The sequence below is a fragment of the Acidovorax kalamii genome (assembly GCF_002245625.1).
GTDB lineage: Bacteria > Pseudomonadota > Gammaproteobacteria > Burkholderiales > Burkholderiaceae_C > Acidovorax > Acidovorax kalamii.
Window position 1 is genome coordinate 1 of record NZ_NOIG01000018.1, and the last position, 8560, is coordinate 8560.

An 8560-nucleotide genomic window follows, 5' to 3' on the forward strand; every position below is an offset into this window, starting at 1 on the left:
TCGGCCGACTGGCTCACGGTGGCTGTGAGCTGCTCCATGCTGGCAGCAGCCTCTTCCAGGTTCGAGGCGGTCTGCTCGGTGCGGGCCGACAGGTCGTGGTTGCCGTTGGCAATCTCCACCGAGGCCGACGACACCGAGTCCACCCCCTGGCGCACCTCGCTCACCACCGTGCGCAGCCGCGTGACCATGCCCGACAGGGCCCGGGTGAGCACGCCCAGTTCGTCCTTGCGGTCGTCGTGGATGTTCTGCGTCAGGTCACCGCCCGAGATGGATTCGGCCAGCGCCACGGCCCGGTCCAGCGGGCGGGTGATGGAGCGCACCAGCCACGCTGCCATCAGCATGCCCAGCGCCACCACGGCAACGGCAGCGGCCACCTCGATCATCAGCAGCCGATTGAGCATGGTGTGGGCAGCCTGCACCGCTGCCTCGCGCTGGCGCTCCTGCACGGCCACAAATTTGTCGATCGACTCCAGGTAGGCCACGACCTTGGGCCGGTACACATTGGCCAGATAGGCCTGTTTGGCGGCAGCATCGCCCGCGTCGGTCAGCTCCTTGAGCTTGTCGGTCTGGCCCCGCACGTCGGCGCGCGCAGCGGCCACGGCGGCCAATGCGGCCTTGTCGTCGGCCGATACGGCGGCCTTGTTGATCTTTTCCTGCACCGGCGTGATGCGCGCCGTGAGGGCGGCCACCCGGGTATCAAAGTCGGCCTTGAGCGCCTGGTCGGTAGTCACAAAACTGGCCATCGACATGGTGACTGCCACCTCGGCCAGCCCGCGCCAGCTGACGGCGGTGGTGATGGCGGCCTCGTACTTGTCCACGGCCTGCTCGGTGGAGGTAGTCACCTGACGCCCGTACCACTGGGTCCAGATGGCGGCCACCAGCATCAGGGCCAGCAAACCGAGGATCACGCTCCACATCTTGTGGGCCACGCGCAGGTCATTGAATTTCATGCTTGCTCCTTGGAACATGCCATCCACTGCCGCGCTGCCGCCAGCACCGGCCCCTCTGGCAGTGTTGCTGGGTTCGGCAGGGCGCGTTATCGGTACAAGCCCTAAAATGACCCGGTGACCCCCATACTCAACGCCGACCTGCACTGCCACTCTGTCGTCTCCGACGGCACCCTGAGCCCCGAAGACCTGGCCGCGCGGGCCAAGGCCAACGGGGTCGAGCTGTGGGCGCTGACGGACCATGACGAAATCGGCGGCCAGCACCGCGCCGCCGCCGCTGCGCGCGCGCAGGGCATGGCCTACATCACCGGCACCGAGATTTCAGTCACCTTTGCCAACACCACCGTGCACATCGTGGGCCTGGGGTTCGACCCTGACGACGCACAGCTCGCCCGGGGCCTGGCTGCCACACGCGGCGGGCGCAGCGAACGTGCCCAGGACATGGCCGCACAGCTGGCGCAGGTGGGCATCCACGGCGCGTATGAAGGCGCACTGCAGTTTGTGGGCAACCCCGACCTGATCTCGCGCACGCATTTCGCGCGTTTTCTGGTGGAAAGTGGCGTGTGCAAGGACACGTCTGAAGTCTTCCGCAAATACCTCATCGAAGGCAAACCCGGCTACGTGCCCCACCGCTGGGCCAACCTGGGCGACGCGGTGCGCTGGATCACCGAGGCTGGTGGCATGGCCGTGATTGCCCACCCGGCGCGCTACAAGTTCACGGCCAACGAGGAGTACGCGCTGTTCTCGGAGTTCAAGCAGCACGGCGGGCGCGGCGTGGAGGTGGTGACCGGCAGCCATACCGCTGCCGAATACGTGACCTACGCCGCCATGGCCGAGGAGTTTGGCCTGGCCGCCTCGCGCGGCAGCGACTTCCACAGCCCCGACGAATCCCACACCGACCTGGGCACGCTGCCCCTGTTGCCGGGCCAGCTCACCCCGGTGTGGGAGCTGCTGGCGGACCGCATCCAGCACCCCGCCGCCTGACCCCGCCCCCAGCAGCCCGCAAGACGCCCGCGCAACGCCCATGGCCCAGTATTTCGAAGTCCACCCCGACAACCCGCAGCCGCGCCTGCTCAAGCAGGGGGCGATGCTGCTGCAAAAGGGCGGCATCCTGGCTGTGCCCACCGACTCCAGCTATGCGCTGGTCTGCCACCTGGACGACAAGGACGCGGTGGACCGCCTGCGCCGCATCCGCCAGGTGGACGAGAAGCACCACCTCACGCTGCTGTGCCGCGACCTGTCGGAGCTGGCCAACTACGCACGGGTGGACAACCGCCAGTACCGCCTGCTCAAGCTGGGCACGCCCGGGCCCTACACCTTCATCCTCGAAGCCACCAAGGAAGTGCCGCGCCGCGTGAGCCACCCCTCGCGCAAGACCATTGGCCTGCGCGTGCCCGACCGCAAGGGCCTGCAACTGCTGCTGGAGCTGCACGGCGCGCCGCTGCTGGCCACCACGCTGATCCCGGCGGGCGAAACGGAGCCGCTGAACGACCCGCAGGAAATCCGCGAACGCTACGAAAAGCTGCTGGACGCCATCGTGGACGCGGGCGCCTGCCCGCTGGAGCCCACCACGGTGGTGGACCTGACCCCCATGGGCGCGGGCGGCGACCCCGAGGTGGTGCGCGAAGGGCGCGGCAGCCTGCAGGCGCTGGGGTTGTAGAACTGTGGTGTCTCCCTGAAGGGGAAGCGGCGCAGCCGCTCAGGGGGCTACAACTTGAACGCGCCCACGGCCTGCTCCAGATCGCGCGCCTGAGCGGTCAAGGACGAGGCGGTGGCCACGGCGCCCTGCACCAGCGCCGCCGTGTCCTGGGTCGTGCCGTCCATGTGGGCCACGGCCTGGTTCACGTGGGTGATGGCCTCGCTCTGCTCGCGCAGGGCCACGGAGATTTCGCCCAGCAAGGCGCTCACCTGGCCCACGGCGCCAACGATTTCTTCCATGGTCTTGCCCGCCTGGCCCACCTGGCCTGCGCCGCTTTCGACCTGCTCGACGGATGCGCTGATCAGCGCCTTGATCTCGCGCGCGGCCACCGCGCTGCGCTGGGCCAGGTTGCGCACCTCGCTGGCCACCACGGCAAAGCCCCGGCCCTGTTCACCTGCGCGCGCGGCCTCGACGGCGGCGTTGAGCGCAAGGATGTTGGTCTGGAAGGCGATGCCTTCGATGACCTGGATGATGTCCACGATCTTGCGCGAGCTGCCGCTGATGGCCTGCATGGTCTGCACCACCTCGCCCACCACGGTGCCGCCCTGCTCGGCAATGGCCGAGGCCTTCACGGCCAGGCCACTGGCCGAATGGGCACGCTCGGCGTTCTGGCGCACGGTGGCCGTGAGCTGCTCCATGCTAGCGGCCGTCTGGGTGAGGGATGACACCTGGTCTTCGGCGCGGCGCGAGAGGTCGGTGTTGCCGTGGTCGATGTCGGCGGCCGAGGCGCTGATGGCGTCGGCGTCCTGCTTGATGCGCGCGACCAGATCGGTCAGCGTGTCTTCCATGGTGCCCAGCGCGTCCAGCAGGCGGCCAAAGTCGCCCTGCAGCTCGGAGCTGAACTCCTGGCTCAGGTCGCCCGAGGCCACGGTTTCGGCGATCAGGATGGCCTGGTTCAGCGGCGCCACGATGCCCGCGCGCAGGCTGAACACCGCCAGCAGCGCCAGCACGAACACCGCCACGCTGCAGCCGATGGCCCAGGCCCGCACGCTGCCCAGGTGGGCCTGCGCTGCCTGCACCTGCTGCGCACCCACCGCACCGCCCTGCAGGGCCTGCTCGGCCCCGCCAATGCCAGCCAGCACCATGGCCATCAGCAGCAGCACCACCAGGCCAATGCCGCCAAACGCCAGCGTCAGGCGTGTTCCTATCTTCAGATGGTTCAACATGCGCGTCGTCTCTCTAGAACTGTTGTAGTGATTTTTGAGGGGCACACCCGGCGGGGACCCGCAACCTGCAATGATCGCCCAGCCGGGCCTGCCTCCAGCGTACGTACAACCCACAATCGCCCGACCCGCCGCCTGCGGGACCGCCGGGCGGCGGGCGGTCTGAGACAATCCCCCGGGTGGACACCTCCAATCTCATCCAAACCGTTCTGATCTACGCCCTGCCGGTGCTGTTTGCCATCACCGTGCACGAGGCGGCCCATGGCTACGCGGCGCGCCACTTTGGCGACAACACGGCCTACATGATGGGTCGCATCACGCTCAACCCCCTCAAGCACATCGACCCGGTAGGCACCATCCTGATGCCGCTGCTGCTGTACTTCGCCACCTCGGGGGCATTCCTGTTCGGCTACGCCAAGCCAGTGCCGGTCAACTTCGGCAACCTGCGCAAGCCCAAGCAGCACATGATCTGGGTGGCACTGGCAGGGCCGGCATCCAACTTCGTCCAGGCCATCGGCTGGGCAGTGCTGCTGGTGGCGCTGTTGGGTTCGGGCGTGGAAGAGCGCTTCTTCATCGAGATGGCCCGCGCGGGTGTGCTGGTCAACCTGGTGATGTGGGCCTTCAACCTGTTTCCGCTGCCCCCGCTTGACGGCGGGCGCATCCTGGTGGGCCTGCTGCCCTGGAAGCAGGCGCACATGGTCTCGCGCATCGAGCCCTGGGGCTTTTTCATTGTGATGGGCCTGGTGATTGCAGGCGTGGTGGGGGCCCTGTGGCTGCGTCCGCTGATGGCACTGGGCTACAGCACCATCAACCTGCTGCTCACGCCACTCACTGCCCTGCTGCGCTGAACTTCCTTTTTTCTTCTCTTTTCCAGCTGATTTTGTTCCCATGAGCACCACGCGTTTTCTCACCGGCATCACCACCACGGGCACGCCCCACCTGGGCAACTTTGTCGGCTCGATCCGCCCCTCGGTGGCGGCCAGCCTGCAGCCTGGCGTGCAAAGCTTCTACTTCCTGGCCGACTACCACGCGCTCATCAAGTGCGAGGACCCGGTGCGCATCCAGCGCTCCACGCTGGAGATCGCCGCCAGCTGGCTGGCGGCGGGCCTGGACCCCGAGAAGGTCACCTTCTACCGCCAGTCCGACATCCCTGAGATCCCCGAGCTGACCTGGCTGCTGACCTGCGTGACGGGCAAGGGCGTGCTCAACCGCGCCCACGCCTACAAGGCCAGCGTGGACAAAAACACCGCCGCCGGGCGCGAGCAGGACGACGGCGTGACGGCGGGCCTGTTCATGTACCCCGTGCTCATGGGCGCAGACATCCTGATGTTCAAGGCGCACAAGGTGCCCGTGGGCCGCGACCAGATCCAGCACATCGAGATGGCGCGCGACATGGCGGCCAGCTTCAACCACCTGTATGGCGAGCACTTTGTGCTGCCCGAAGCGGCGATTGACGACCATGTGGCCACGCTGCCCGGCCTGGACGGGCGCAAGATGAGCAAGAGCTACGACAACACCATCCCGCTGTTCAGCTCGCGCGAGCAGCTCAAGAAGCTCATCGGCTCCATCCTCACCGACTCACGCGCACCCGGCGAAGCCAAGGAGGTCGAGGGCTCGGCGCTGTTCCAGATCTACCAGGCCTTTGCCACGGCCGACGAAACAGAAGCACTGCGCAAGGCCTATGCCGAAGGCATTGCCTGGGGCGATGCCAAGCAGGTGCTGTTTGAGCGCGTGGACCAGGTGATTGCGCCCATGCGCGCCAAGTACGAAGACCTGATCCACAACCCCGCCCGCATCGAAACCACGCTGCTGGCCGGTGCCGAGCGCGCCCGCACGCTGGCCACACCGTTCATCCGCGAGTTGCGCTCGGCCGTGGGCCTGCGCAGCCTGGCGCAGGCCAGCACCGCAGCCAAGCCAGCAAAGGCCGCCAAGGCCGCCCTGCCCACGTTCAAGCAGTACCGCGAGGCCGATGGCAAGTTCTACTTCAAACTGGTGGATGCCGATGGCCGCCTGCTGCTGCAAAGCACGGGTTTTGACGCACCCAAGGACGCAGGCCAGGCCATCGCCCGCCTGCAGCGCGAAGGGCTGGGCGCACTGGCGGGGCAGCGGGCTCCTGTGGATGGCGTGGCAGATGCCGATGTGGCAGCGGCACTGGCTGCGCTGGCCGCGCATGCAGAGGCTGCAGCCTGAGCATCCGGCACACTTAAGTGCTATATATTTGATAGCACAAACCGCTGAATGGTCGCGCGCAGAGGGCCTAAAAAGCCCTCAAAAACTGTGCTCAATCCATGCGGTAACGCAGGCTGGTCCACAGCGTGGGGCGCACGGTGCCATGCAGCGGTGTCTGCAGCGTGCCCGTCCACGCCCAGCGGCGGTCGGCCGATTCGCGGAACAGCACGAGGTTGAAGCTCCAGCCCGCGCCCTGGGGCTGGGTGTTGGCCTCGTCGGCAAACCGCGAGCCCCGGTAGACCAGCGACGCCAGCGTCAGGTCGCGCGCGCCGTGCCGCCAGACATTGGCCAGCACCCCCGTGTGCGGCGGCACGCCCGGCAGCAGCTTGCCCGCATGTTGCACGCCGGTGTTGCGCGACTGGGCCCAGGTGTAGCTGCCCAGCACGCTCCAGTGCGGGGTGAGCACCCGGTTCAGCGCGGCGCCCGCCTGGTGCAGGCGGCCCTGGCTGAAATAGGGATTGCCGTTGTAGGCATCGATCACCACCTGCCCCGACGCGCCCACGGGGGCCAGCACACCCGCCCGGTCTGACACCGAACTGCCCAGGTTGGGCACCAGCAAACGGCCATCGGCAAAAACCGGGTTGGCAATGGACTGGCTGCTGAGCACGCCCCAGGCAAAGGTGCGCGCATCGATCTCCCAATCGAGCTGCACCGCCCGTTTGCGCGCCAGGCTGCCCAGGCGCTGGTACTGGTGGTCGATGGCGATGGCGCCCACGGCCACGGGTGCCAGGGTGTGGGATGCGGGCGCGTGCATGCTTTCGATGTAGGCCGCGTGCAGCGCACGGCCCGGCCCGATGCGGTAGGACAGCCCTGCCCGGGGCCGCAGGCGCCGGGTGTGGCCGCCCTCGGTGATGTCGGGGGCAAAGAAATCTTCGTTGGTGATCTGGCTGTAGTAGCGATTGACATAGCGCGCGCGCAGCCGCGGCCAGGCGGCACCGGCCTCCCACGCCCAGGCGCCGTGCTGCCATTCGGAGGTGATCCAGGGCATGTCAAAACGCGCGGTGGTGGTGCCGTCCGATGCCTCCCAGGGCGCACCGGGGTCGTACAGCCTGGAGCGGGCCTGGGCGCGGACGTTTTCCCACCCGGCGCTGAGCCGCTGCCCGGGCAGTTGCACCACATGCCGCAGCATCACGCCGTCCATGCCGTCCTGCACCCGCGAGTTCTGCGGGCCCCAGGCGTCGAAGTCGAGCACGCGGGTGTTGGTGCTGCGCACATGGTGCACCTTGAGCCAGGTCTGCGCGTCGGCCGACCAGCGCCAGGCCCCACCGGCATCGGTGCGCGCGGCATGGGTGCGCGCCACGCCGTCAAAGCGCGCAGGGCCCAGGTCCAGCCCACCCGGATAGCCCGTGCGGTCCCAGCCCTGGTCGTGCACCACAAACAGGCCCAACTGGTCGGTGGGCCGCGCGCCCCAGCCCAGCGTGGCCATGGGTGCGGTCATCCAGTACGAACCCGACCCGCCCCGGGGCCACATGCGCAGCCCGGTGGCGCGGGCCAGCCAGGCCATGGGCACCGCGCTGGCATCGAGCCCGCGCAAGGTCACCGCGCCCACCAGGGCCGAATGCACGGGGTTGCGTTCGGCGCTGGTGGTCCACACGGTTTCGTGGCCCTCGGTGGGCAACACGGGCACCTGCCGCTCGCCCAGGCCCAGCGCCAGCGGATCGGCCAGGTAGCCCTGGTACAGCTCGGAATTGCGGCTGTAGTCGCTCTCGTGCCGGTTGGCCATGAAGAAATGGCTGCCCGCCCAGAGTGGGTAGTACGACTGCTGCGCATAGGCGCGCGCCCAGTGCTCCAGCCCGAAGTCACCCAGCGCCTTGCCCAGGTTGGCCGAGCCCTGGCTGTCGGACACCAGCGGGTTGAGCGACTTGAGGGCGGGCAGCCGCACCAGCGCCTGGCGCGCGGCGGCCATGGCGGCCTCGGGCTGGCCGCTGTCGTTGCGCAGGATGGCTTCGATCTGCCAGGGCAGCGGGTCGTTGGGGTCGGCCAGGCGGGCACGGTCCAGCGAATCCAGGGCGGCGGCCAGCTCGCCCAGCCGGTACTCGGCCACGGCCAGCCACACCTGGGCGCGGGCGTAGCGGGGTTCGATCACCAACGCCTTGAGCAGCTGGGTGCGCGCAGCCTCGGCGTCGCCCTGCTGCAGCGCCAGCAGGCCCGCGCCGGCAAGGCTGGTGTAGTCGTCGCCCGCCAGGGCCAGGGCGGCGTCAAAGCCGGTGCGTGCGTCGGCCAGCCGCAGTGCTTCGGTGTCGGCCGTGGCCAGCTCGGCCCGGTAGGCGGGGTGGTCGGGCGCCAGCGCCACGGCGCGCGCCAGGGTGGTGCGGGCGGCATGCAGGTCGCCCCGCTCCTGCAGCGCACGGCCCAGGCCCCACAGCGCAGCGGCCTGCTGCGCTGTGCCTGCGGGCGCCGCATCGGCCGCCTGGCGGTACAGGGCCAGGGCGGCGTCGCCCCGGCCCTCCAGGCGGTGCCAGTCGGCATCGGCCAGCAACAGCTCGGGCGCGGCGGGGGCGGCGGTGCGGGTGGTGTCCAGC

Annotated in this window: 7 protein-coding genes; 4 read left to right on the forward strand and 3 right to left on the reverse strand. The window is 68.8% G+C overall.

Annotation, left to right across the window (positions count from 1 at the left end):
• Window positions 1-950, reverse strand: a 950-nt coding sequence (locus CBY09_RS23285; protein ID WP_165773976.1) for a methyl-accepting chemotaxis protein, incomplete at its 3' end; no start/stop codon positions are given.
• Window positions 951-1064: 114 nt separating this feature from the next.
• On the opposite strand from CBY09_RS23285, the gene CBY09_RS23290 reads away from it, so the two are divergent.
• Both CBY09_RS23290 and CBY09_RS23295 read left to right on the forward strand, forming a co-directional pair.
• Window positions 1065-1931, forward strand: a complete 867-nt coding sequence (locus CBY09_RS23290) for a 3',5'-nucleoside bisphosphate phosphatase (protein WP_094291955.1) — start codon at window positions 1065-1067, stop codon at window positions 1929-1931.
• 40 nt (window positions 1932-1971) lie between these two features.
• Window positions 1972-2607: an L-threonylcarbamoyladenylate synthase gene (locus tag CBY09_RS23295; protein WP_094291956.1), complete on the forward strand. Its 636-nt coding sequence runs from the start codon at window positions 1972-1974 to the stop codon at window positions 2605-2607.
• 47 nt (window positions 2608-2654) lie between these two features.
• On the opposite strand, the gene CBY09_RS23300 is transcribed toward CBY09_RS23295, so the two are convergent.
• Window positions 2655-3812 (reverse strand): methyl-accepting chemotaxis protein, encoded by a 1158-nt coding sequence (locus tag CBY09_RS23300; protein WP_094291957.1) that lies wholly within the window; start codon window positions 3810-3812, stop codon window positions 2655-2657.
• 176 nt (window positions 3813-3988) lie between these two features.
• On the opposite strand from CBY09_RS23300, the gene CBY09_RS23305 reads away from it, so the two are divergent.
• The gene (locus CBY09_RS23305; RefSeq protein WP_094291958.1) at window positions 3989-4657 is read left to right on the forward strand and encodes a site-2 protease family protein; all 669 of its coding nucleotides are present in this window, start codon (window positions 3989-3991) and stop codon (window positions 4655-4657) included.
• Window positions 4658-4697: 40 nt separating this feature from the next.
• A complete protein-coding gene (locus CBY09_RS23310) occupies window positions 4698-5999 on the forward strand; it encodes a tryptophan--tRNA ligase (RefSeq protein ID WP_094291959.1) in 1302 nt (433 codons plus the stop codon).
• A 91-nt stretch (window positions 6000-6090) separates the two neighbouring features.
• Here the strand turns inward: CBY09_RS23310 and CBY09_RS23315 are convergent.
• Window positions 6091-8560: tetratricopeptide repeat protein (locus CBY09_RS23315; RefSeq protein ID WP_133066337.1), on the reverse strand; the 2470-nt coding region annotated here is incomplete at its 5' end.